This window comes from Parablautia muri, assembly GCF_009917485.1.
GTDB classification, from domain to species: domain Bacteria; phylum Bacillota; class Clostridia; order Lachnospirales; family Lachnospiraceae; genus Suilimivivens; species Suilimivivens muri.
In genome coordinates this window covers 12,393-35,404 of record NZ_QZDT01000021.1, presented here as the reverse complement: position 1 = coordinate 35,404, position 23,012 = coordinate 12,393, and the positions used below count along the sequence as shown (strand labels likewise).

The following is a 23,012-nucleotide window of genomic DNA, read 5'->3' as shown; positions in this document are numbered from 1 at the left end:
AGATATTTCAGGAAAGAAATATCTATTTTATAAAATTAAGCAAGTTTGATAGGAGGACGGGAAGCGTTGGGCAGGCTTATAAATAAAAACAATTTATGCTTATCTCCTGATTGAAAGGGGCGGCAGGAACGGAGGGTGTGATGCAATATACAAAATTAGGAAATTCGGAACTGAATGTTTCGCGCATCTGCATGGGATGTATGGGATTTGGGGACCCAGGCAAAGGACAGCATTCATGGACTCTTGACGAGGAGCATTCCCGTGAGATTATAATGCACGGGCTGGAGCTTGGAATCAATTTTTATGATACGGCGATTGGATACCAGGGCGGTACCAGTGAGCAGTACCTGGGAAGGGCATTGCGGGATTACGTGAAACGAGAGGATGTTGTAGTGGCAACGAAGTTTGTGCCGCGAACCCAGGAGGAAATTGAAAAAGGGATAACAGGACAACAGCATATTGAGCAAATGATAAATAAGAGTCTTGAAAATCTTGGTATGGATTATGTGGATTTGTATATTTATCATATGTGGGATTATCAAACACCGCTTTACGATATCATGGAAGGGCTTAACCATGTGGTGAAGGCAGGAAAAGCCCGCTATATTGGTATTTCCAACTGTTATGCATGGCAGCTTGCTAAAGCAAATGCTTTGGCAGAAAAGGAAGGATTTGCAAAATTTGTCTCCATACAGGGGCATTACAATTTGATTTTCCGGGAGGAAGAAAGGGAGATGGCAAAGCTTTGTGCGGAGGATCATATTGCCATGACACCTTACAGTGCGTTGGCAGGAGGAAGACTTGCCAAAAAACCTGGCGAATCTTCTAAGCGCCTGACAGAGGATGCCTATGCCAGATTAAAATATGATGGAACAGAACAGCAGGATAGGAAGATTATTTCCCGAGTGGAAGAACTGGCCCAAAAACATGAGGTAAGCATGACGGAAATTTCTCTTGCATGGCTTTTAACAAAGGTTACGGCCCCGGTAGCAGGGGCAACGAAGTTTCATCATGTGGAGGGAGCGGCAAAGGCGGTTGACCTGGTTCTTGATGATACGGAACTGGCATATTTGGAGGAGCCTTATGTTCCCCATGCGTTGGTGGGGGTTATGGCACAAAACAGGGGATAGCACAGAGGTAACAGCATATTAAGAAGCAATACTTGCAGCCTTAGTCACCGCTTGCCACCTTGGCCGGATACCATTTCTGGAACCATGCGGTAAAAATCCCCATGAAAATGGGCAGTATGGAATTAATGGCGCCAGTCAGGGCGGTGATCCTTGTTCCCATTATAAAATAGGTCCATATGGGAGTCAGAAGGTATAAAATGCCCCACATGAATGTGAGAATCCGGTTAGTTTTCAGAAAGAGCGGATTTTGCAGAGCGCCTTCCCCGCCATACTGGTTTAGGGAATAGTGGGCTGTGAGAGGTATTTTTCTAAAACAGCTTGCGGTCCACATGATACCAAAAGATAGATATGATAAGGGCAATAGAATACGTTTCGGGGCGCCTAAAAAAATGCCCAGGGAAAATCCAATTACCAAAGCTGCGGTGAGTGTATCATAGATTGTCTTTTTATTGCGATAGAACAAAAGCGGAATAACTGCGCAGGAAGCAATACTTAACAGGCTGCCGTTATAGCTATGGATGGATGCGGCCGCCCAAAATATAATCCAGGGAAGTAACAGAAGATTCATATTGGTGCCTCTTGGGGGAATATGGAGATTCCGGCAGTCTTCCCCCTGTGCGGCGCCATTTTTTTTTATGGCTCCCTCTGGGCTGGTTTTCCCGCTTCCAAAGTAAGTATCCCATTGAAGCATTAAGTGAAAATCGCCTTTTACCTTATACATTTTCTTCATCAGGGCCTCGTCCCCGCGGATTTCCCCTGCGGCAATGGAACGCCACAGAGTATAGGGCGTTTCTATTCTTGTGGTGGCGGTTTGGGATCCGTCAGTAAAGACACTGCTTCCCTCCCTGCCCAAAAGAATCTGATAACATTCATTTAAGTCCGTGTAATACATTTCCAGCACTAAATCTTTGCCCTGATAGGCGGCCTTGTGATAAAGGGCTGCCATCTGCCTTGTAAAAATCAATGATTCGGATTCTTTCTCTCCGCTTTCTCTGTTAATGCCCCAGCTGGCATCCGCCATGGCTTCAAAAGTTTCCTTGGGATACAAAAGCTGCCTTAGGTTTGCCCAGGTAGATTCCTGAATGCCGCCCTTTACATACTCTTGTCCAGCTTTTTCGACAAATTTTAGATATGCTTCTGTGCGCTCCGATAATTCGGGCACACGGAACAACTCCCCCTGTCCACAACAGAGGGCTGTATATTGGTCTTTTCCACACATGTGGTCAAACAGACTGTAAATTCCGTCATAATTACCTTCTGCTGTATAGAACCCGCATGTAGATAGGATGATATTTCGCTTTCTGCTGATATCGTATCTGCTGGGATGGCTCCCGCTTCCAAAGCTGTCCTTTCGCTCTGTCATAAAAGGCAGCAACATAGGTAATTGGCGGTCAATCAGGTTTTTTAGTCCGCCTGGTACTGTAAAATAATAAAGGGGGAAGCTCCATATGATTACATCCGCCCATAAGAGTTTTTCAATGATTTCTTGCATATCATCTTGTATACAGCATTTTCCCGGTGTTTTATTCCAGCAGGAAAAACATCCAAGACAGGGGTGAATGTGGAGCTCGTTTACAGATACGGTTTTCATATTGACCTGTTCGGTATCAGGCGCTTTTCCAAGGGCCAGGGTCATTCCCCTTAAGAATGCCTTGGTCAGCTGATAGGAATTGCTTTTCTCTCCTCTTGGACTTCCATTGATTACGAAAATATTCATTCTAACCTCCATAATTCCGCCTGGGAATTTCATATCCGGATGAAAAATTTACTACTATCTGTAAGGAAATAGTTATTTCTCTTTTTCTCATGAATCGGCTGGTTGGTGATCTATAACGTTGGTTGATGCTAATTTATTATATTCTACTTGTGGAATATAGTCAAGCGTGAAAAGCAACACTATTCCATTCGAGAATAGGACATACGCCGCAATTCATACAATGTAATATTGGAGGGATTAGATTGAAAAACTAAAAATTTTTCAATTTACAAATTTGTGCTTACGCCCAAATTTGAGGGCTATTGGAAGCATGGAGGATTAGTGTGAAAAATAAATTTTTCACACAACAAATTTGTGTTTGCGCCCAAATTTGAGGGCACTGGCAAGAATGGGGGATTAATATGCAATTATCAAGGGAAGAATTGCAGAAGATGGAACAAATTGATATCAGAGATGTGAAACCGGAAACGCTGGTGGATATCAGTGAGATTGAAATTGATATGAAAAAATCCGTTGCCGCAAGGGTGGATGATTATGTGCAAAAAGCAGGGAATCCTTTTCTTGTGAAGGTAGGGGAATATGTGGTGAAGATTGGCTATTCAGAATGCGGTGCAACATTAAATGACAGGATGGAGCAGTATATCAAAAAGGCTGCTGAAATAAAATATTAGAGGGCAGTATCACAAGCATCGTTTGCGGTAAGCAGGAGGTATAAGGATGAAAGCGTATTTTGTTGCAATGTATCTTCGTCTGTCAAGGGATGATAATGTCAGTAAATCCGGCATGGATGCTGCTGGCAGCGTGAAAACAGAGAGCAACAGTATCAGCTCCCAGCGCGAGCTGATTCGCTCTTATATAAGAAAACATGAGGACATGGAGCTGTTTGATGTCTATGTGGATGTGTAAAACCAAAGATTGATACAATTTAATGTGGTATTATGGCTTGCGATAGTGTAAATAAGGCTTACAGAAATGGCTTTTGCCATTCCATGAGTCTTATTTTTTTGTGGCTCCATGAGAACTTACTTCTGCTGTTTGGCAGAGGTGTACAGATTCCGTACACCTCTGCCAAGGTGGACATACACGGGGGCCATTTTCTTTCTTTTTGGTTTGGAAAAGGAATATGTGGGTGTTTTTCTGCATTCGCTGCCTTTTTCTGATGACCTCTTGACAGTTGTGTTTTTCAGAATTACAATTGAACAGCCTTATGAAATTGTGTTATGAAAGAGATACGGTGAAGGGATGGCAAAACTGATTGTGATAGAGGGTGTATAGCGGGGATGTGACCATCCTGGTGGGCATGGCAGCTCCTATCATAAAGAGGTGCGTGATGGATGAGAGAAAAAAGGATGAAAAAAATATCTGCTGTACCCTGTGCGGTAAATCAGACAAGTTACCGGAATATGAGCCGGAAATACACAGATTCCGAAATGACCAGGGCGATGCAGAAATCACTTCATACAAAGTATTTCCCGGGATTGAGCTTAAGGTTTATTCCGTACATATGGGGAGTTTCTTTTTCGGTAAGGAAGGAAAAGGGGACTTTATGGAAATACACCACTGCCGTGAAGGGCGCATGGAACAGGAAGTGGCGGATGGAAGCGCTTATATTATGCCGGAGGATTTGTCTGTAACGGTAAGGAAACAGCTTTTTTGCAGATACAGCTTTCCGCTAAGCCACTATCATGGAATTTCTGTCTGCATTGATATCAATGCCGCACCAGAATGTCTTTCCTGTTTTTTGGATGATGTTAATGTCCGCCCGAGGGAGCTTGCAAAGCGGCTGTGCGGAAAAGGAAGCTGTTTCATCATCCGTTCTCAGGATTACATCGGGCATATCTTTTCCGAGTTGTATTCAGTACCGGAAAGCTATAAAAAAGGTTATTATAAAGTTAAAATCCTGGAACTGCTTTTAGTGCTGGGGAGTATAGAGCCGGGAGGAAACAGCGCCTCTGCCATTTCACTGTCAAAAATGCAGTCGGACCTTGCCAAGAAAGCAGCCGTGTATCTTTCGGAAAATTTAGACAGGCAGATAACTGTGGCTGAACTGTCCGACAGGTTCCATGTATCGCAGACCCACCTCCAAAATGCATTTAAAGGTGTGTACGGAGTTCCTGTAAGCTCCTATATCCGTGTTTTAAAGATGCAGTCTGCGGCTTTGCAGCTAATTCATACGGATACAGCCGTGCTGGACATAGCAGCCAAATTCGGGTACAGCAATGCCGGGAAATTTGCTTCTGCATTTCAACGGATTATGGGAGAGACGCCGGGCGAATATCGGAAAATGCACGGTAGTTCAGGATGGCAGTAACAGTGGTTTTAGGGCGGCGCTCTTTAAAAAGTGCTGTTTTGGAGCATTTTTCTGTTTTGATGGAGCGGAAAGGCAGAAAAAAAGATGCTATAATTTCGTTGTGCCTTGTAAAAGACTCCTATTACAACAAGCTGTCTCGCGAAGCGTGACAGCGTTTGTTTTGATGGTGAGTTAGTTTGCGCTAACTAAAAGGAGATGAAGCGGAATGAGTGTGGTGATTGTCGGAGGGAATGAATGTATGGTCCGTCAATATAAAGAGCTGTGCAGAGAGTATAAATGTAAGGTAAAGATATATCCTAAAATGGCAGGAAGCTTGAAAAATATTGGGCTGCCGGATCTGCTGGTTCTGTTTACAAGTACGGTTTCACATAAAATGATACGCAGTGTATTGGAACAGACAAAAGGGAAGCCGGTGAGGACGGTTCGTTCCCATACAAGCTCCATAAATGCGCTCCGGGTAATTCTGGAAGACCATATGGCGGAAAGCGGGGAAGATAGGCATGTCTGAAGAAGTATTTGCCCACTACTGTTCACCAACATTGGCAGGGATAAAAACAGAGAATTTATTTTCCTGCTGCTTTACAGATGAAAAGGAAATGAGGGAAAGCGTCCGCAGGCTGAAGGATTCTTGTGAAAATTAAATATTGAAACAGAAAGGCAGGATACATATTATTAACAATATTGTGGCCTGTTTTAAGACGAATTCAGAATAAATCCTACGGCAGCTTGGGAAACCAGGCTGCTTTTTTGTATTGCGGCGTTGCACCATAGCTTTTGGTTTTTCATAAAACGATATGTAATAACAGCGAATAGTGACAAGCCTGCAACTCATAAGATGCCGTAAGGCAGGAGGTGATCCTTACGACGGAAGGACAAAAAAATTCGATTATAAAGAGTCGTAACAGGGGCTTGGGTTATGGGACCATAGCAAAAGAGGTCGGGCTGAAAAAAGATGCTGTTGCGGCGTTCTGCAGGCGGAATGGCTTAACCGGGAACAGGGCAGGGAAGGTATCGGAGGAAATGGGAAGATGCTGTAAAGAATGTGGGGCAGCGCTGGTGCAGGCCGAAGGAACGAAGAAAAGGGTGTTCTGCTGTGGGGAATGCAGGAAGAAATGGTGGAAGGAACATCCGGAGATGCTAAACAAGAAAGCAGTTTACACCCATATCTGTGCCGGGTGCGGCAGGGCGTTTACAGCCTACGGCAATTCCAAACGGAAATACTGCTCTCATAACTGCTACATCAAAGACCGTTTCAAAGGGGGCGGTGAAGGTGACTGAAGAACAGTTCCGGGCAGAAAAGATGTATTACATTTCGCTTTCCATTGCAAAATCTATGCTGGAAAAAGGCGTCATTGATAAAGAGATATTGACTATAATAGATACAAAACTGCTGGAAAAATACCGCCCGATTTCGGGTATGCTACTGGCTGGAAAACCGCTCGCTTAATGCAGTTTTCGCGTGATGTATCGTTGAAGGGAACGGAGTTTGCCTGGAAGGAGTGACTTTATGGCGAAAGTAAACAGGATAGAGCCGAAAATGCCGGCTCTAAAGAAGCGGCAGAAGGTCGCCGCTTATGCCCGCGTGTCCGTGGATACAGACCGCCTTGCCCATTCCCTTTCCGCACAGGTCAGTTATTATAACGAACTGATACAGCTAAACCCTGGGTGGGAATATGCCGGGGTGTATGCGGATTTTGGGATCAGCGGGACCGGGACGGCAGGGCGCAGCGAGTTCTTGCGCCTCATAGCGGACTGTGAGGCGGGTAAGGTGGATATTGTGCTGACTAAGAGTATATCAAGATTTGCAAGAAACACGGTGGATCTACTTTCCACAGTCAGACATTTAAAGGAAATCGGCGTGGAGGTGCGGTTTGAAAAAGAGCATATTCATTCCTTTTCCGGTGATGGGGAACTGATGCTTTCCATCCTTGCTTCGTTTGCACAGGAGGAGATCAGAAGCATTTCGGAAAATTGCAAATGGGGAATCCGCAAAAGGTTTCAGTCGGGTGAGATTGGGACGGCAAACAAGCACCTGTTAGGATACAGGTATGACGAGGAACAGAAAAAGTACATCATCATCCCGCAGGAGGCGAAAACTGTCCGGTGGATATTCCGGATGTACATGGAGGGGATTTCCCTGCGCGGCATTGCAGGAAATCTGAACCGGGCGGGCATCCGCTCCGTCCTTGGGAATGCATTCCAGGAAGGAACGGTGCGCCAGTTGATTTTTAATGAAGTTTATGCCGGGGACATCCGGCGGCAGAAATGCTTCATGGAAGACCCTATCACGAAAAACAAGGTAAAAAATAAGGGGCAGCTTCCGCAGTATTACATGGCAGACTGCCACGAGGCGATCATTGACCGGGAAACCTGGGCGAAGGTACAAAAAGAGATGGAACGGCGGGCGGCCAAGGTGAATCCGATATACCCTTTTACGGGGAAGATAAAATGCGGTGTGTGCGGGCGTTCCTATACCCGGCGAAGGTCTGTTGTGAAAGGGAAGGAACATGTGAGATGGTTTTGCAGGGCAAAGAAAGAGAAGGGCATCACCTGCCAAAGCTGCAATTATTCCGAAGCTCAGCTCCGGGAGATATGTGCCGAACTGATGGGGACAAAAGGCTTCGATGAGGAATTTTTCGAGGAAACCATAGAACGGATAGTGGTGCAGAAAACAGGGGGGATTGCTTTTTATCTGAAGGATGGAAGCCTTAGGTTTATGGAGGGAAGATGAGAAAATGGCTAAGAATGTGACAACGATACCGGCCACGCGGAATTGCTTCACGGCGGATCCAATCAGCAGCCAAAAGAAGCGGCGGGTGGCAGGCTATGCCCGTGTTTCCACTGACATGGAAGACCAGCAGACCAGCTACGCCGCACAGTGCGATTATTACACCAGGTACATACAGAGCCGGGAGGATTGGGAATTTGTCAAACTGTATTCCGATGAGGGGGTCAGCGCAACTTCCACACAACACCGCGAGGGTTTTAACCAGATGGTGGAGGACGCCCTCGCCGGCCGTATTGATCTCATCATCACCAAGAGCGTGTCAAGGTTTGCAAGAAATACAGTAGACAGCCTTTCCACCATCCGAAAGTTGAAGGAGAACGGCTGTGAGTGTTATTTTGAGAAGGAGAATATCTGGACTTTCGATTCCAAGGGGGAGCTGCTCATCACCATTATGTCTTCGCTTGCGCAGGAGGAGAGCCGGAGCATTTCGGAGAACTGCACCTGGGGTATGAGGAAGCGGTTTGCAGACGGGAAAGTCAGCGTACCGTTTGGCAGGTTCCTGGGTTATGACAGGGGTGAGGACGGGAATCTTGTCATCAATGAAGGGCAGGCAAAAACGGTGCGGAAAATTTACGGGCTGTTCCTGCAGGGACATTCGCCCTATAAAATCGCAAAAATACTGACAGAGGAAGGCATTCCGACTCCAGGTGGCAAGAAAGTGTGGGGCAAGGCGGTGGTGGAGTCCATTCTCACCAACGAGAAATACAAAGGCGATGCTCTGCTCCAGAAGGTATACACGGTGGATTTCCTTTCCAAGAAGAAAAAGGTAAATGAGGGTGAAGTACCGCAGTATTATGTGGAAGGGAACCACCCGGCCATCATAGAACCTGACCTTTTTGACAGCGTCCAGGCGCTGATGAAGGCGAGGAAGCCAGGGAAGAATCGGAGTAGCTGCGTGGGTGTTTTTTCAGGAAAGATAAAATGTGGAGACTGCGGGAGCTGGTACGGCTCCAAGGTGTGGCATTCCAACGATAAATACCGGAAGGTGATCTGGCAGTGCAACCACAAGTATGACAACGGGGAGAAATGCACTACCCCCCATTTTGATGAGGAAACTATCAAAAATCTGTTCATCGAGGCGCTTAACAGTTTCTGTGAGGAAAGGGCGGAAATCACCGCAGCCTTTGAGGAAATAAAGGAGACGGTATTTTGGAAGGATGGACCGGACAGGGACAAGGCAGAGCCAGGCGAAGTGGAGGAGAGGATTGAGGCAAAGCAGACACAGCGGGAGATGATGCAGAATCTGGTGGATACGCTGAAGGGGATGTCGAAGCCTGTGGACAGCTTCGAAGAAAGCGCATGGTATGCGTTGGTGGATTATGTGACGGTTTACGGCAGGGAGGATGTCAGGTTTACTTTTAAGAATGGGGTGGAAATACGCGATTTTTAAGAAAAGATGCAAATTGCCACCATACCGGTGGCAACGAAAAGAAAAAAGCGTGCTATAATGAAAGACAAGAAGTCAAAAGATGGATTCCAACAGAAACATTACAAAAAACAGCAAGAAAGTTATTGCGAAATTTAAAACCAGCACACCTGAATAACGTATAAGCCGATGTCTATTCGCACATAAGGGAATGAGTTGGTGTATATTACGGTAGTTAAAACAGCAAAAGACAATGGAAAGCATCATGAACAAAGCGGTGATTCTTTCCAACCAAAGGTGGAAAACAGTTGCATCCTTTACTTCCAGTGTCAGACAAGACCAAAAGATACATATGTATATGATGAAGGCAGTCAGCATTTTCCAGGGGGTTTTTGTCCTGAAACCGGGAGGAAGAAGATTTTGCCATGTGGCAAACACTGTGGTGTGCTGCGGCTTTTTGGTACTGCGGGTTTGCAACTTTTCGATTTCGGTTTTCAATTCCTGTACAGTTTTCATTCTGTCAGACGGATTCATCTTGGTACATTTTCTGATGATGGCATCAAATATACTTGTGGCGATGGGTAAAGAAAAAGAAAGTTCCTTTAATAAAATGCCCAAAGCATAGATATCTGTCTGAGGAGTGGATCCCCCAAATCCATACTGTTCAGGGGCGGCATAGCCTTTTGTCCCAAGCAGTACGGTATCATGTTCGTCAGTATCAGTTAAGTACTTTGCTGCGTTAAAGTCAATTAAGACCACATGGTTATAAGGGGTAATTATAATATTTGAAGGCTTAATATCTCTGTGGATGATAGGCGGGTTGAGCATATGCAGTTTTTCCAATATGTCGCATAACTCTCCCATAAACCGGATAATTAAATCACGTGTAAGCGCGCGGCTATCAATCATTTCCTGCAGCGATAGACCGGAAATAAATTCTTCAATCAGTATGAGCTGTCGATTTTCTTCATATATGTTATATAATCTGGGAATGCCGGTTATATGGTGTTTTATCAAATATTTGTATATACGCGGATTGTATACCTCCAATATTTTCTTGATGTATATTTTTCCGCTTTCCCGGTGCTGAACCAAATATATTTTATGTACACTGTTTATAGTCGCAATGGTATTGTAGTATGAAATTTCAAGACGACCTGCATAATCCATGTTATCATTCCTTTCAAAGAAGTGTTACTACATTATATCAGATGGGAGAAACTTATGGGAGAGAAAAATACAGGGGAATTAGAAAAGGTGTTGCAAAGTACGCACATAAAAAATTTTAATACTTATTGCAGGGAAAATGTAGGGTGCTTGACGGAGGGAGATTTTACTGTGTATATGAAAAATATTATCAGCGAAAAGAAGCTCACGCAGCAGCTTGTGTTTTTGCGGGCGGATGTCCCGGAAAGATATGGTTATAAGCTGCTGTCCGGGGAAAAAAGAACAAGGCAGAGAGATGTCATTCTGCGGATATGTTATGCGGCTGAAATGTCCTTGGCACAAACACAGCGGGCGCTGAAGAAATACGAGATGCCGGAATTGTATGCGAAGCGGCCAAGGGATGCCCTGCTGATGATTATTTTCAATGAACGTCCGGGAGATATCATTGATGTCAATGAAATACTCAAAGAGCACGGAATGGAAACATTAAGGACAAGCGGAATATATTTAGGTTAGGAAGGAGTAGAGTATGAAAACATGGAAATTAGTATCGGGAATTCTGTCAATGATTTTATTTGTATTGGTAGCTGTTCAGTCCTGCGCAGCGGGGATGGTGAACGCATTGGAAAATAATGGCGGATCGTCCGGTTCCATAGGAATTTTCGTTGGAATCTTAATGCTGGCAGGCGGGATCGTTTCGGTAGCTACCAGAAAATCAAAGGGAAAGGGCGGCAACATTGCACTTTTCATTTTATTTGGATTAGCGGCTCTTATGGGGTTTGCGGGATATGGCAATTACAGCGATCTTGTTATCTGGGCGTTCTGGTGTTTGATTAACGCAATTCTTGCAATTGTTGCAATGATAAAAAATAAAAAGGTATAGAGGAAAAATCAAAAAGTATAAGGAAAAATCAGATTGTATCAAAGACGGTAACTACATAGATGATGGATTCTCCGGGGCCGATTTTGATCGGCCCGGTTTTAAGCGGATGATGGCGGACATTGAAACAGGAAACGTAAATTGCGTGATAGTAAAAGATCTATCCAGATTGGGACGAGATTATATTGAAGCCGGGCGGTTGATTCAAAAGACCTTCCCGGCTTTTCACGTGCGCTTTATTGCGCTTACGGACAATTTTGACAGTCAGACGGCAGACACCAACACAAAATCGCTTATACTGCCGGTAAAAAACTTTATCAATGATTCCTACTGCCGGGATATTTCGCAGAAGGTAAAAAGCGCTCAGAGGACAAAGAGAGAACAGGGAAAATTCATAGGAGCCTTTGCCGTGTACGGCTACAGGAAGTCTTTGGAGGATAAAAACAAGCTATGTCCGGACGATTATGCTGCGGAAATTGTTCGGAAGATATTTGCGTGGAAGCTTGAAGGTATGAGTGCAAAGGCGATTGCACAAAGACTGAATGATCTTGGAATTCTATCTCCGTTGGAATATAAAAAATCCCTTGGTGAAAAGTATTCTACCAGTTTTAGGACGAATATTACTGCAAAGTGGTCAGCGGTGACGGTTGGAAGAATACTGTCAAACGAAATGTACACAGGCGTGATGGTACAGGGAAAAAGCGGAAAGGTGAATTATAAGGTAAAAAAAATAATGGCAAAGCCAAAGGAGGAATGGGTTCGGGTGGAAGGAACACATGAGGCTGTTATTTCCCGCGAGGATTTCGAGATTGTGCAGGAACTTTTGAAAGTTGACATAAGAGCAAAAGCAGGAGAGATACATTCTCATTTTTTTTCAGGGCTTTTGTTTTGTGGAGACTGTCAGGAACCTATGTACCGAAGGATAAACCGCTATAAAGACATATCAAAAATTTATTTTATCTGTGCTAAAAGAAACAGGGGGCAGGGATGCACCAGACACAGTGTTTTGGAAAAAGACTTGAAAAAAGTTGTATTTCGAATATTGCAAATATATTTGTCTGTTTTTTGGGATAAATGTAGACAGATGGAGCAGATACAAAGGATGGAGGTTGATTTTGAAGAAATCAGCAGGTTTGACAAGGAGCTCAAGAGACTTTACAGGGAGCAGGAGAAATATCTGGGGCTGCGGGCCAGCCTGTATGAGGATTTAAAGACAGGATTTATTACGGAGGCGGATTTTCAAAATTTCAGCGCCATTTATGAAATGAAATATGAGGAAATAAAAAATGCGCTTCGCAGGCAGGAAGAAATGCAAAAGCAGTTGTTCCACAATGGTGCAGCTTCCGACTTAAAGCTGAGAAAGCTTAAAGAAGCGATGAAATTAACGAACCTTGACCGTGATACATTATTATGTTTTATAAACCGGATTGAAATATTTGAAGGAAAAAAAGTTTATGTGGAATTTCGATGGAAAGAGGAATTATTTTGAGTTTTTTGCAGGTTATGCTTTGCGATAGGGCTGTGAGAAAGCTGTTTGTAGAAGCTGAAAAATCTGCAAACAGCTACACTCCCTTTCCGGACACAATTTATTTTCTGCCAATGACTCACCGCCTTTCTTCCGATACTCCTTTTTGCCGTATGTTAACAGGCAGAATTCAAGTCTTCCTGGAGCTGTCTGAGAAACATATTCGAAGCCCGTGAAAGAATCTGGTACTTTTTCCAAACGATATAGAGTTCTGCTCTCAAAGGAGGAAAAAGTGGTTTAAAGCTAAGATTGCTCTCACCGGTTGTATTGATGAGCTTATCCAGTGCAATGACATATCCGAAGCCTTTTTTTACAAACTGTGCGGCATTATAGACCAGATCATAGGTGGCAACTATGTTCAGTTTGGAAATATCTGTCTGCAGCCAGGAGAACATTTCATTGTTGATGGAAGTCTGATGGGAAATAATCAGCGGCTTATCCCAGAGATCTTTTGGTGTAACAGCCTCTTTTTCTGCTAAGGGACTGTCTTTGCGCATCAATACGCCCCAGGTATCTTTCACTGGCAGGCGTATAGAATCATATTTTCTGATATCGACCTGGCCTACCAAAAGGCCGAAATCAATCAGTCCTTTATCCAGCTTTTCCATCACACGTTCTGCATCGCCGCTGTAAATATGGTAATGGATCAGAGGATACTTTTTCTGAAGATTTTTGGCAGCCTGCGCCAGAAAAGAAATGCTTTCCGTTTCTCCGCAGCCGATATAGATTTCCCCATTGATATTTTCATGGGAAGAAGTCAGTTCGGCTTTTGTCTTTTCCATTAGATCAACTAATTCTTCCGCACGTTTGCGTAGTAGTATTCCGTCTTCGGTCAATGTGACCTTTTTACTGCCGCGGATAAGCAACTGTTTTCCAAGTTCTTCTTCCAGATCTTTCAATTGTCTGGAAAGAGGGGGCTGAGTCATACACAGAGCCTCAGCAGCCTTTGTAATGCTTTCTTCTCTTGCCACCGCCAGAAAATATTGTAATACTCGAATATCCAAATGCAAATCCTCCTTTAGCGGGTGTATATCGGGCACATCCATATCGGAAATGGAAATATCCTTCATGTAACAGTAAAGCCAGAGGCTGAACGGCTGCTCTTTCATTATAACGGATTTAGTTATGCCTTTCAAGTATGTAAATTAAGTATAAATATAAATTGAATATGAAAAAATTTTATCTGCCTTCTCTCATTACCCTTGTGATTACAGATGTATCACCGAAACCGGAAACCATACCAACCGATGTGAAAATACTTTTTTGATATATATAGGTATATGTTATATGCATTTGATATTACAATTTTTGTGGAATAAAATGAAATCAAAAAGAGGAATAAAAAGATTTCATTAGGAAACCTGCACAGATTGCCAGGGTTTGTCTAAGCGAGAAATGGAGGTAACGAGTATGAAAGTTTTGGCGATTAACAGCAGTGCAAGAAAGGACGGAAACACGGCGCTTCTCATAGGCACGGTGTTTGAGGAACTAAATAAAGAAGGAATAGAAACCGAGATGGTACAGCTTGCCGGTAAGGTCATAGAGCCCTGTAAGGCTTGCTGGGCTTGCGGTGGGAAAAAGAACTGTGTCCATAAAAAGGATCTGTTTCAGGAAATCTATGAAAAGATGATACAGGCAGACGGAATCCTTCTAGGTTCGCCGGTATATACCGCCAATATTTCTGCAAACATGCAGGCATTTCTGGAGCGGGCATCAGTTGTGGCGGATATGAACCGGCATGAAAATATGCTTCAGCATAAAGTAGGTGCAGCTGTGACGGCGGCACGCCGTGGCGGAGCATTACATACACTAGATGCCATGAATCATTTTTTTATGCTGCAGGATATGTTTATCGTTGGCGCTTCCTATTGGCCCATGGCATACGGACGGATGCCGGGAAAGGTATTGGGGGATCAGGAAGGTCTTGAAACCATGAGAAGTCTGGGGCAAAATATGGCATATTTGCTTAAGGCTCTGGAAGAATGGCGGAATAGATAATAAAAACCGATTCTACTTAGAGAAAGGGACTATTTATTGGGCAATATTCTTAATCGTATATTCTGATATGAATTGGAATTGACTGATAGCTGTACCGCAAGCAAAGCTTGCGGTATGCAGCGGAAAATGATGACTGATTTTTTCATTACATATTCCTCTCTTTCAAATGTTCTCTTTTCTATTCATCTTCAATAGCCGTGAGCATAAGAACAGGAACAATGCTTTTCTTCCGTATTTCATGGAGTACGTTAAGTTCTGTAATATGGGGAAGCATTATATCTAAAACAACAAGGTCAATATTCCCTTGCGCGAAAATCTGCAATGCGTCCGCGTTTTAAGTTTACCATGCCAATGTGAAAGAAATATGAAATTGTTCTATTTCGGAAAAGTTTGAAATGCTTGAAACGATTCGATTGAACGCATATAATGATATCTGTTAGAAATTCGAGAAGGAGTGAGCAAGAATGCCTGCATATATTTCTGCGCCGGAAGCCGCAAAAAAATGGGGCATTTCAGAAAGACGGGTACAGAAGCTGTGTGAGGATGGGCGCATACCCGGAGTGGCAAAATTCAGCCGTATGTGGCTGATCCCGAAAGATGCTGGGAAGACGACAGATGGGAGAATAAAGGGAAGAAGGAAGGGAATAGCAAATGAAGCGGCTGTTTTTACTGGAAGATGATTTGAGCCTGATAAACGGGCTTTCCTTTGCTGTAAAAAAGCAGGGGTATGAGATTGTGATTGCACGTACTACACTGGAAGCGGACATGTTATGGGCAGACGGAAAATATGATTTGGTTATCTTGGATGTATCGCTTCCTGACGGATCCGGTTTTGATTTTTGCAAAAAGATACGGCAGAGCTCAAAAGTGCCTATTATGTTTCTGACTGCTGCTGATGATGAAACAGATATTATCATGGGGCTTGACATTGGAGGTGACGATTATATGACAAAACCGTTCAAGCTGGCAGTGTTCCTTTCAAGAATCAATGCACTGCTCCGCAGGAGTGAAAATTTCAGCACTGCTGTCACAGAATTAAATTCAGGCGGTATCAGCATCCGGCTCTTAAAAGGTGAGGTATACAAAAGGGGGGAGCTGGTTGAACTGACAGCAAGTGAATATAAGCTCCTGTGTCTGTTTATGGAAAATCCTGACCAGATACTTTCCCCAGAACAGATTTTGGGCAGATTGTGGGACTGTAACGAAAGTTATATAGACAACAATTCCCTTACCGTATATATCCGCAGGCTTCGCACCAAAATTGAGGACAATCCAGGAGAACCGAAACGGATTGTCACGGTCCGTGGGATGGGATATAAATGGAACACGATGGATTGAGGTGGAGGATGAAAATATTTGTAAACCGGAAAATCAAACGGCTCTTTGGAGGCATTCTGCTGTGCATTTTGTTGTTTACAGTGATTGCGGTCTTGCTTATGGAACTTGAAGTCAGAAATGCGTCAGGTTACACAATAGCATGCTTTTTGCTGATGAGCGCTACAATACTGGCACTCTGTTATAGGTATTTCAGTAAGCAGCATAAAATTATGGAAAACGCTATATCACAGATTACAGAATATATATCCGGCAACAAGGAGGTCATGATTGAATGTAATGACGAAGGAGAATTGTACAGGCTGTTCCATGAAGTGAATTCTTTGGTCGCTATTTTAAATGCCCATGCGGAGAATGAAGAAAGTGCAAAGAGATTTTTGCGAAATACCATATCTGATATTTCACATCAGTTAAAGACACCGCTTGCTGCCCTCAATCTTTATATTGGGCTTATACAGGACGAGGCGGAGGGGCTGGCAACAATTCAGGATTTTTCCCGGCTTTCCGAGCAGGAGCTTGACCGGATGGAAGCGCTGGTGCAGAATCTTTTGAAAATCACAAAACTGGATGCAGGTATGATTGTGCCTCAAAAATCATTGGAAAATGTGTCGGAGATTGCGGAAAGTGTAAAAAACCATTTCCTGTTCCGGGCAAATCAGGAAGGAATAGAAATCTGTCTGTCAGGCAGTGGGGAAACCACATTTTTATGTGACCGCAGCTGGATGATTGAAGCAATCAGTAACCTTGTGAAAAACGCACTTGATCATACCGGAAAAGGCGGCCGGATACGCATAGAATGGCGAGTGTTTGCTTCGATTGTCCAAATCACCATAAAGGATAATGGCAGCGGCATCTATCCGGAGGATTTACATCATATTTTCAAACGGTTTTACCGGAGCCGTTATTTGAAAGATACGCAGGGGATTGGTCTTGGGCTGCCGCTGGCAAAAGCGATTGTAGAAGCTCATAACGGAACGATTGAGGCGGACAGCATATTCGGCAGAGGAACCTCTTTCACAATGAATTTTCTGATTTGAAAAATCATATTCCAACAAAATTGTAGGGGAATTGTAATATAGGTGTAGGATTTCTCTGCTATATTTGGGGCTATCAAAACAGAAAGAGGTGTTTATGCAATGAATTTATTAGAAGTCAGCAATGTCAGTAAGACTTACGGAAGCGGCGAAGCTGCCGTGAAGGCATTAAAGAAAGTTTCGTTTTCTGTTCCAAAAGGCGAGTATGTGGCGATTGTCGGGGAATCCGGCTCCGGAAAAAGTACGCTTCTGAACATGATAGGCGCACTTGATGCTCCTACATCCGGAAAGGTAGTTATCAGCGGAAATGATATTTTTTCCATGAATGACCACAAGCTTACCATTTTCAGACGGCGAAATATTGGTTTTATCTTTCAGGCGTTCAACTTGATCCCGGAACTGACCGTAGAGCAGAATATTGTTTTTCCGGTGTTGCTTGATTACCGGAAACCGGACACAAAGTATTTGGAAGAACTGCTTTCGGTGCTTAATCTGAAAGAACGGCGCAGACACCTGCCCAGCCAGCTATCCGGCGGGCAGCAGCAGAGGGTGGCAATCGGGCGTGCGTTAATTACACGTCCATCGCTGATTCTGGCTGACGAACCGACAGGAAACCTTGACACGCAAAATAGCAGCGAGGTGATTGCCCTGCTGAAAGAAGCGTCAAGGAAATATGAACAGACGATTGTTATGATTACCCATAGCCGCAGCATTGCGCAGACCGCAGACAGGGTTTTGAATGTATCGGACGGAGTACTGACTGATTTGGGGAGGTGCAGCGAATGAAAAGCTATCTTAGTCTTGTACCGATTTCAGCCCGTGTACACAAACGTCAAAGCCGTATGACACGTATCTGTATTGTACTTGCGGTTTTTCTTGTCACATCTATTTTTTCCATGGCGGAAATGTGGATTAGGGCAGAGCAGACAGCCATGATAAATAAGCATGGGAATTATCATATCATACTCCAGGATGTGCAGGCTGATGCGGCGGATCAGATAAAGCATCGTTCCGACATTGTGGCATTTTCTGAATATGGAGATATAAATACGGATGCAGATCGGGATTATTTTATCAATGGAAAAAGTGTGGTTTTATATGGCGTTGAAGAAACGTATCTTGCCGATATGATGCATTATCCTGTTGAGGGCGCTTATCCCCAAAATGATAAAGATATTGCCCTCAGTGCTGATGCAAAAGAACTGTTTGGATTCAACATAGGGGACAAGGTTACTTTGAATACACCTTTGGGGAATTTTGATTTTATGGTATCGGCTTTTTATGAGGATGATGCGGAATTGAATGAACTGATTGACGGGTGCTGTGCTTATATGGGCAGAACTGCATTTTGGGCGATCTGTAATCTGAATGAGGAAAATGTCAATCCGAAATATTATATTCAATTTTCGGATAGAACCAATCTCCGAAAAGCAATTGCAGATATAAAGGAACAATTTGGACTTCAAGACGAAAATATAGACGAGAATACAGCTGTTCTTGGACTGACAGGAGCAAGTAGCAATGAAACCGTACAGAACGTTTATCCGTTGGCTCTTGCCTGTTTCCTGTTAGTATTGATTTCGGGTATTCTGATGATTTCAAGCTGTATGAACAGCAACGTTGCGCAAAGGACAAGGTTCTTTGGAATGATGCGGTGCATTGGCGCAAGCAAAGAACAAATTGTACGTTTTGTAAGGCTGGAGGCCCTGAACTGGTGCAGGAGCGCCATTCCGGCAGGCTGCCTGCTTGGGATGGCGGTATGTTGGGCTTTGTGTGCGATACTCCGCCTGGTTGTCAAGGGTGAGTTTGCAGATATGCCGCTTTTCGGAGTGAGTGTGAGCGGTATTGTCTGTGGAATCGCCGTTGGGATCATTACAGTGTTTATGGCGGCGCATTCTCCTGCCAGGCAGGCGGCGAAGGTTTCTCCCATAGCGGCAGTGTCCGGCAATACGGAAATGGAAAAAACTGTAAGACATGCAGCAAATACGAAACTTTTTAAGATTGAAACTGCATTGGGGATTCATCATGCAACAGCAGCTAAGAAAAACCTTTTTCTTATGACAGGCTCATTCGCTATTACAATTATCCTGTTTCTTGCTTTTTCAGCCTGCCTTGATATTGTGCATAAGCTGCTTCCGTCAGAGAGCAACTTTTCGCCGGATGTTGCGATTGGAAGTCAGGAGAATAGCAATTCCATAGATTTAAGCCTTGCGGAACAGCTCTCCAAAATACCAGGCGTGAAAAATGCGTTTGGTACGATGTATAAAGTACGACTTCCGGTTAAAATCAATGGAATTGAAAAAGTGATTGATTTGGTGTCCTACAATGAATTTATGCTGGAAAGCGCTAAAAAATCTGTGGCAAGCGGAAACTTGTCAAAGGTTTATGGAGATTCCGGTTATGTGCTTAGTGTTTTCAGCGAGAATGGACGACTGGATGTGGGCGACAAAATAGATATTGGCGGCCATGAACTTGAGATTTCCTGTGTTGTATCGGAAGGAATCGGAAGTGTCAGCGGCTCGCCGGTAGTAGTCTGCTCTGAGGAAACATTTATGCGCCTGACCGGTGAGCAGGGATATATGATGATAAATATGATACTGGAAAAAGGTGTATCAGAAACGGATATAGATAAAATCCGCAATTTAGCAGGCAGTGATTCGTTCATAGACCGCAGGGAAGAAGAAAGTGAGGTATACAGCAGCTATTGGGTGTTTCGTTTTGCGGCCTATGGTTTCCTTGCAATTATTTCTTTCATAACAGCACTGAATATTATGAACAGTGTTTCTATGGGGGTGTCTGCAAGGATAAAGCAGTATGGAGCAATGCGTGCGGTTGGTATGGAGAGCCGACAGCTTACAAGGATGATAATGGGTGAAGCTGTCACCTATGCTTTTTGCGGTATGGCTGCCGGGATTATATTAGGGCTGATACTCCATTATCTGATTTATGTAAAGATTGTTGTTACACATTTTGGCGGGACATGGAAAATTCCGTTTTCAACAATTGCCGTTATTTTACTTTTGGTTTCCGTATCGTGCATCGCAGCGGTGCACGCCCCCGCAAAACGGATTCGTAACATGGCAATTACCGAAACGATCAATGAACTGTAAAGAAGGAGAATGATGAAATGAATGCAACTGTTTAACACCAGAGGGTATTGATTATACCAGTCCGGAGTTCATGGATGGAGAGGGGAATACAAGAATTAGTTTTCTTTGGGACCAGACACTGGTTCCGGAACAGGTGAATGAACTTTTACCTAAGAGGGAGGAATGGAATGAGTGGGATGGAGCGGCAGCAGCGCCGGAGGGATTTTTAACAGGAGTTGAATTTTCAGCGCAGCGGATTAATGCTGCGCTGAAAAGCGGCGTGCCGGAGCAAGTGGTTCCCAGCAGGGATACCTCAGGCCATGGTACGGCAGTAGCGGCGATTGCAGCAGCCGGGGGAAGGCTTTTGGAAGGGCAATATCAGGGGGTGGCGCCAGAAAGCCAGCTTTTGGTGGTAAAAATGGGGACCCCAGCACCGGATTCTTTTCCCAAAACAACAGAGCTGATGCGTGCCTTAACGTATGTGGTGAAAAAGGCAGTGGAGTTGGGTATGCCTCTTGCCGTGAATTTAAGTTTTGGGAATACCTATGGTTCCCATGATGGCACTTCGCTGGTGGAACGCTTCATAGATAATGTATCGGAAATAGGCAGGACGGTCATTTGCGTAGGCAGCGGAAATGAAGGGGCAGCAGCAGGGCATGTGGCCGGAAGTTTTGGAAGACTGAGTGGAATAGGTCAGGAAAGGCAGATAGAACTCAGTGTGGCTGCCTATCAGAGAACTTTTAATATACAGGTTTGGAAGGAATATGTGGATTTTTTTCGGATCAGGCTCATATCTCCCGGAGGCGGAGAAATTGTAGTGGATATCAGCAGGCCGGGAGCCCGGAGCTATATACTGGAAAACACAGAAGTATTAGTTTATGTGGGGGAACCCTCGCCATATTCCGTAAATCAGGAAATTTATTTTGATTTTTTACCGCAATATAGTTATGTGGATGCAGGGATTTGGTCAATCTTGATTCAGGGAGTGCAGACAGTTACGGGGAATTATGATTTATATCTGCCAAGCAGTGTTGTGTTAAATGAAGGAACAAGATACTTTACCCCAACGCCGGCTAAAACATTGACAATTCCTTCTACGGCATCCAAGGTTATTACAGTGGGAGCGTATAACACCACCTTTGAGGCGTATGCGGATTTCTCCGGACGGGGTTATCCCATGCAGAGCATAACGGCAGAGCGGATGATGCAGGGGACGATGAAGCCTGACCTGGCGGCACCAGGAGTGGATATTGCGACCATTGGACCAGGAGGAACCTTTGTCAGAGTATCGGGAACTTCGTTTGCAGCGCCTTTTGTGACCGGGAGTGCCGCGCTCATGATGGAGTGGGGGATTATTAAGGGGAATGATTCTTTTTTGTATGATGCTGTTATAATTGGACTAAGTTGGAAAAACCTTGAAAAAACAGAAGGCTCACGAAACGTGAATTCTATTTTTTTTGGATGAATAATGCGACATATTTATCTCTTTTCTATTGACACAAAGAAAATGAAGTGATATATTTATCATATAAAGAGATAAATATATCACAAAAACAAGGGGATTAGTGTGAGAAGTACTTCTAGCCACTCACAGCAGGGGCTGTTTCGTGGAGAAATACTAAGTCTCACACAGGAGAATGCCTAAAATATGGGCATTCTCCGCACAGATTTGAGATTCCGCAAAGCGGAATCATGGAGGAGAGTGTGAAAAATAAATTTTTCACACAACAAATTTGTGATTTCGCCCAAATTTGAGGGCATTGGCAAGAATGGAGGAGTAAGATGAAAACAAATAAAAAGAAAATTTGGATTGGCTGTGGGATACTTTGTGTGCTGAGTGTGCTTTTTTCATCATGGTATGCGGTAACTTATAATGATTCCCGCCTGGTAGTTCCAATGGATTTTAAGGATTATGTATTTGACATGAAAGATTTGCCGATGATTGTTTCGGTTTCTCTTGCTTGTGTTTATCTCGTGGCACTGTTTGTCATGCTCTTTATCCATGCAGAAAAAAAGCAGAAACAGGTGAAAGAAACAGGCGTCACCCGTAAAATAAATCCAAAGCTGGGGTGTTTAGGTGTATTAGGATTTTTGGGGTTTGCCGGTTTCTGGACATATCCCGTGGATGGAACAGTTTTTCCGTTTGCGTATTTCCTGTTCTTCGGATTTTTTGGTTTTTACTATGAAGGAAAGATGTCAGGGACATTTATGGATGAACGTTTCTGTGAGAACGCTGCCCGTGCTAAGCTGAAAGCGTATCGGATTACCTTTGGGGTCATGTTTGCCACACTGATAATTCTTTGTCAGGGAAAACTTTTTGGAAACCTTGAGTACACCCTGATTGCTACGATTATTACCCTTTCCCTTGCCCTAGCTTTGGGGATTTTCCTCTCTGAATATTTGCTGTACCGGTATGACCATGACGATCAGGCAGAGGAAGGCGGGGAATAGGATATGGCAGAATTTGAATGCAGATTAAAAAAGTACCGGCAGATGAAAGAACTGACACAGGAGCAGCTGGCAGAAAAAGTAGGTGTGCGCCGGGAAACAATTATGCGTCTGGAAAAAGCGCAGTATAATCCGTCATTAAAGCTGGCAATTGATATTTCCAGAGTTGTAGAAGCTCCGATTGAAGAAATATTTATTTTTTAAAGACGGAGCATATTCTTGCA

At 43.9% G+C, this 23,012-nt stretch carries 26 protein-coding genes; 22 read left to right on the top strand and 4 right to left on the bottom strand.

The window, feature by feature from the left end:
• The first annotated feature begins 140 nt into the window (after positions 1-140).
• Entirely contained in the window at positions 141-1,130 is a 990-nt protein-coding gene (locus D5281_RS13380; protein WP_160560654.1) for an aldo/keto reductase, read from the top strand.
• Between the two features lie 40 nt (positions 1,131-1,170).
• On the opposite strand, the gene D5281_RS13375 is transcribed toward D5281_RS13380, so the two are convergent.
• A complete protein-coding gene (locus tag D5281_RS13375) occupies positions 1,171-2,847 on the bottom strand; it encodes a flavodoxin family protein (protein WP_160560653.1) in 1,677 nt (558 codons plus the stop codon).
• Between the two features lie 401 nt (positions 2,848-3,248).
• On the opposite strand from D5281_RS13375, the gene D5281_RS13370 reads away from it, so the two are divergent.
• From D5281_RS13370 to D5281_RS13330, 9 genes are all read left to right on the top strand, one after another.
• Positions 3,249-3,518 (top strand): DUF6870 family protein, encoded by a 270-nt coding sequence (locus D5281_RS13370; protein WP_160560652.1) that lies wholly within the window; start codon positions 3,249-3,251, stop codon positions 3,516-3,518.
• Between the two features lie 46 nt (positions 3,519-3,564).
• Positions 3,565-3,753: a recombinase family protein gene (locus D5281_RS13365; RefSeq protein ID WP_160560651.1), complete on the top strand. Its 189-nt coding sequence runs from the start codon at positions 3,565-3,567 to the stop codon at positions 3,751-3,753.
• Between the two features lie 424 nt (positions 3,754-4,177).
• A complete protein-coding gene (locus D5281_RS13360) occupies positions 4,178-5,158 on the top strand; it encodes a helix-turn-helix transcriptional regulator (RefSeq protein ID WP_160560650.1) in 981 nt (326 codons plus the stop codon).
• 205 nt (positions 5,159-5,363) lie between these two features.
• Positions 5,364-5,666, top strand: a complete 303-nt coding sequence (locus tag D5281_RS13355; protein WP_160560649.1) for a DUF2325 domain-containing protein — start codon at positions 5,364-5,366, stop codon at positions 5,664-5,666.
• Positions 5,659-5,799, top strand: a complete 141-nt coding sequence (locus D5281_RS13350; protein WP_277935356.1) for a hypothetical protein — start codon at positions 5,659-5,661, stop codon at positions 5,797-5,799. Before D5281_RS13355 ends, D5281_RS13350 begins: the two co-directional genes overlap by 8 nt.
• 268 nt (positions 5,800-6,067) lie before the next feature.
• A complete protein-coding gene (locus D5281_RS13345; protein ID WP_160560648.1) occupies positions 6,068-6,436 on the top strand; it encodes an RNA polymerase subunit sigma-70 in 369 nt (122 codons plus the stop codon).
• A complete protein-coding gene (locus D5281_RS13340) occupies positions 6,429-6,605 on the top strand; it encodes an SHOCT domain-containing protein (RefSeq protein ID WP_160560647.1) in 177 nt (58 codons plus the stop codon). Before D5281_RS13345 ends, D5281_RS13340 begins: the two co-directional genes overlap by 8 nt.
• A 60-nt stretch (positions 6,606-6,665) precedes the next feature.
• Entirely contained in the window at positions 6,666-7,889 is a 1,224-nt protein-coding gene (locus D5281_RS13335; protein ID WP_160560646.1) for a recombinase family protein, read from the top strand.
• A gap of 4 nt (positions 7,890-7,893) precedes the next feature.
• Positions 7,894-9,336 (top strand): recombinase family protein, encoded by a 1,443-nt coding sequence (locus D5281_RS13330; protein WP_160560645.1) that lies wholly within the window; start codon positions 7,894-7,896, stop codon positions 9,334-9,336.
• Between the two features lie 72 nt (positions 9,337-9,408).
• Here D5281_RS13330 and D5281_RS13325 read toward each other — a convergent pair whose 3' ends face one another.
• On the bottom strand, positions 9,409-10,482 hold the full coding sequence (locus D5281_RS13325) for a serine/threonine protein kinase (protein ID WP_160560644.1): 1,074 nt from the start codon (positions 10,480-10,482) through the stop codon (positions 9,409-9,411).
• 54 nt (positions 10,483-10,536) lie between these two features.
• Here D5281_RS13325 and D5281_RS13320 point away from each other — a divergent pair, with 54 nt between their 5' ends.
• The 3 genes from D5281_RS13320 to D5281_RS13310 are packed head-to-tail and all read left to right on the top strand — an operon-like array spanning position 10,537 to position 12,848.
• Complete coding sequence (locus D5281_RS13320; RefSeq protein WP_160560643.1) at positions 10,537-10,995, top strand: hypothetical protein; 459 nt, start codon at positions 10,537-10,539, stop codon at positions 10,993-10,995.
• A gap of 13 nt (positions 10,996-11,008) precedes the next feature.
• Positions 11,009-11,362 (top strand): hypothetical protein, encoded by a 354-nt coding sequence (locus D5281_RS13315; protein ID WP_160560642.1) that lies wholly within the window; start codon positions 11,009-11,011, stop codon positions 11,360-11,362.
• Entirely contained in the window at positions 11,349-12,848 is a 1,500-nt protein-coding gene (locus D5281_RS13310) for a recombinase family protein (RefSeq protein ID WP_330585024.1), read from the top strand. The genes D5281_RS13315 and D5281_RS13310 overlap by 14 nt, the downstream gene beginning before the upstream one ends.
• A gap of 152 nt (positions 12,849-13,000) precedes the next feature.
• Here D5281_RS13310 and D5281_RS13305 read toward each other — a convergent pair whose 3' ends face one another.
• The gene (locus tag D5281_RS13305; RefSeq protein ID WP_160560641.1) at positions 13,001-13,888 is read right to left on the bottom strand and encodes a LysR family transcriptional regulator; all 888 of its coding nucleotides are present in this window, start codon (positions 13,886-13,888) and stop codon (positions 13,001-13,003) included.
• Between the two features lie 406 nt (positions 13,889-14,294).
• Between D5281_RS13305 and D5281_RS13300 the strand changes: the two genes are divergently transcribed.
• Complete coding sequence (locus D5281_RS13300; RefSeq protein ID WP_160560640.1) at positions 14,295-14,882, top strand: flavodoxin family protein; 588 nt, start codon at positions 14,295-14,297, stop codon at positions 14,880-14,882.
• A 178-nt stretch (positions 14,883-15,060) separates the two neighbouring features.
• On the opposite strand, the gene D5281_RS13295 is transcribed toward D5281_RS13300, so the two are convergent.
• The gene (locus D5281_RS13295; protein WP_160560639.1) at positions 15,061-15,204 is read right to left on the bottom strand and encodes a response regulator; all 144 of its coding nucleotides are present in this window, start codon (positions 15,202-15,204) and stop codon (positions 15,061-15,063) included.
• 142 nt (positions 15,205-15,346) lie between these two features.
• Here D5281_RS13295 and D5281_RS13290 point away from each other — a divergent pair, with 142 nt between their 5' ends.
• The 8 genes from D5281_RS13290 (at position 15,347) to D5281_RS13255 (ending at position 22,992) form a co-directional block, all read left to right on the top strand.
• A complete protein-coding gene (locus tag D5281_RS13290) occupies positions 15,347-15,562 on the top strand; it encodes a helix-turn-helix domain-containing protein (RefSeq protein ID WP_160560638.1) in 216 nt (71 codons plus the stop codon).
• Positions 15,534-16,220, top strand: coding sequence for a response regulator transcription factor (locus tag D5281_RS13285; protein ID WP_160560637.1), 687 nt, complete (start codon positions 15,534-15,536; stop codon positions 16,218-16,220). Before D5281_RS13290 ends, D5281_RS13285 begins: the two co-directional genes overlap by 29 nt.
• A gap of 8 nt (positions 16,221-16,228) precedes the next feature.
• Positions 16,229-17,254, top strand: a complete 1,026-nt coding sequence (locus D5281_RS13280; RefSeq protein ID WP_160560636.1) for a sensor histidine kinase — start codon at positions 16,229-16,231, stop codon at positions 17,252-17,254.
• A gap of 99 nt (positions 17,255-17,353) precedes the next feature.
• Entirely contained in the window at positions 17,354-18,037 is a 684-nt protein-coding gene (locus D5281_RS13275) for an ABC transporter ATP-binding protein (RefSeq protein WP_160560635.1), read from the top strand.
• The gene (locus D5281_RS13270; protein WP_160560634.1) at positions 18,034-20,361 is read left to right on the top strand and encodes an ABC transporter permease; all 2,328 of its coding nucleotides are present in this window, start codon (positions 18,034-18,036) and stop codon (positions 20,359-20,361) included. The genes D5281_RS13275 and D5281_RS13270 overlap by 4 nt, the downstream gene beginning before the upstream one ends.
• A gap of 70 nt (positions 20,362-20,431) precedes the next feature.
• Positions 20,432-21,805 (top strand): S8 family peptidase, encoded by a 1,374-nt coding sequence (locus D5281_RS13265; protein WP_160560633.1) that lies wholly within the window; start codon positions 20,432-20,434, stop codon positions 21,803-21,805.
• A gap of 317 nt (positions 21,806-22,122) precedes the next feature.
• Positions 22,123-22,791, top strand: coding sequence for a DUF3796 domain-containing protein (locus D5281_RS13260; RefSeq protein ID WP_160560632.1), 669 nt, complete (start codon positions 22,123-22,125; stop codon positions 22,789-22,791).
• 3 nt (positions 22,792-22,794) lie between these two features.
• The gene (locus D5281_RS13255; protein WP_160560631.1) at positions 22,795-22,992 is read left to right on the top strand and encodes a helix-turn-helix transcriptional regulator; all 198 of its coding nucleotides are present in this window, start codon (positions 22,795-22,797) and stop codon (positions 22,990-22,992) included.
• Positions 22,993-23,012 lie beyond the last annotated feature (20 nt).